The organism is Rhodococcus sp. PAE-6 (assembly GCF_025290685.1).
In the GTDB taxonomy this organism is placed as follows: Bacteria; Actinomycetota; Actinomycetes; order Mycobacteriales; family Mycobacteriaceae; genus Rhodococcus; species Rhodococcus pyridinivorans.
This window is the reverse complement of sequence record NZ_JAOCLZ010000066.1, coordinates 1-1757: the sequence shown is the minus strand read 5'-3', so window position 1 is coordinate 1757 and position 1757 is coordinate 1. Positions and strand designations below refer to the sequence as shown.

The 1757-nt window shown below is 71.4% G+C and carries 1 pseudogene; it reads left to right on the top strand.

What is annotated here, in order from left to right:
- A pseudogene (locus NVV99_RS26210) lies at window positions 1-1757 on the top strand (helicase); the annotation flags it as partial.

Below are 1757 nucleotides of genomic sequence, written 5' to 3'. Positions count from 1 at the left end.
ATCGGTGCGCTGCTCGAAGCCCGCAACATCGCGCTCCCGGAGTGGATCGAGCGGGCCTACCGGCCCTACGCCCAGGCTCGCGCCACCGTGCTGACCAGGGCGATCGCCTACGCCCGCAACAACGAGTTCTACCACGCTGCCGCCAGTGCGGACCTGCTGTGGCGCTACAGCCAATCCGGTTCCGCGGTTGCCGACCACGCACTCATCAAGGATGTGCGGCGCGGCATCATCGACCAGCTGCGCAGCGACTTCCCGGCCGAAACCGCCCTGCTCGACCGCTACGGCATCGACCTGGCCTGGACCCTTCAACACGATGTGGACCCGAAGGTTCTGCGCGAGCTTCGGGCAGCCGGGGACGACCTCTACAGCCTCACCCCGGCCGATCTGACCTTCGCCGGGGCCGGAGATGTGGTCATCGGCGACCCGGACGGCCGGCACATCACCCTTCGCTTCTCGGGGGCGCGCAACAGCACCGAACGCATCACCTACGTCGATGATCAGCCCCGGCCCGAGCTGACCCTGCGTGATGCGATCGCCGAGGCCCGCGCCGTGCTCGCCACCGAGCACGCCGGTGGCCAGCTCGACGCCGACACCGCGCCAGCGGCCCAGACCCAAGCCGGCGTGGACGCCGCCGAGGCCGGGGTCGAACCACAGGTCAGTGAGGAGGCCGAACCACCGTCCCCCCGAGTCGTAGCGCCTGCGATCGACGACGCAGGCGCGGTGATCTTCGAAGAGGTCGACCCGGCTCCCACCGAGCCGTCGGCCCCGACCGGCACCGCCCCTGCCACCGAAACGCCCGCGACCTCATGGGTGCTCACCGACCGCCTGATGGTCGGCCACATCGGCCCGACCACCGGCGCGACACCGGACGTGGAGACGACCACCGAGCCGGTCGCTGCCACCTCGACAGACGAAGCGGCACAATCCGCTCCGGCGGTGGACACCGCCGAGCTGGTCGTTCCCGACACCGAGTACGGCGAGCCGCTGTCGAGTCCCCTCTGGCGCGACCGCAGTCGGTCTCTGGTCAAGGTCCGCAAGGAATCCGGCGCGTACGTGTGGGTCTCCCGCGACACCGCCGCCCAGTACGCCGCCGCTGCCGACATCGAACCGCAGCCCGCCACTGACCAGCCACAACGCGAAAGCGCCGCCGCGGCCGCGGCCATCACTCCCGAGATCGGCCCCACGGCCACGGCCGAGACGGTGCCGCCCGAGACCGGTACAGCGTCGACACACACTGACACCGACGCCGAGGCCGATCAGGACGCAGCGGTCCCCGAGCCCGCCGAGACCACGGTGGCCCGTCCTGCTGCCCCGGCCGTGGCGGTGCAGGACTTCGCCCTCGGAACCGAGGTGCTCGTCCCCAGCGGGGCGAAGGCCCGGGCACGGGCGAACATCGCCGCTCTGCGTCTGGTGCAGCACCTCGACCAGCAGCAGCGACCGGCCACCGCCGACGAGCAGGCGGTGCTGGCGCAGTGGTCCGGCTGGGGAGCGATCCCGGAGATCTTCGACAACCGAGCGAAGATCCTCACGCAGTGGGGCGACGAGCACGCCGAACTACTGGACCTGCTCGGAGACAAGGGCTTCGCCCAGGCCCGTCAGACCACCCTGAACGCGCACTACACCGACCCCGCGGTGGTGGCGGAACTGTGGCGGGCGGTGCAGCGGGCCGGATTGCCCGAGGGCGCCGTGGTGCTCGAGCCGGGCTGCGGGGCCGGCCACTTCGTCGGCACCGCACCGGAGTCGGTGCGCATGGTCGG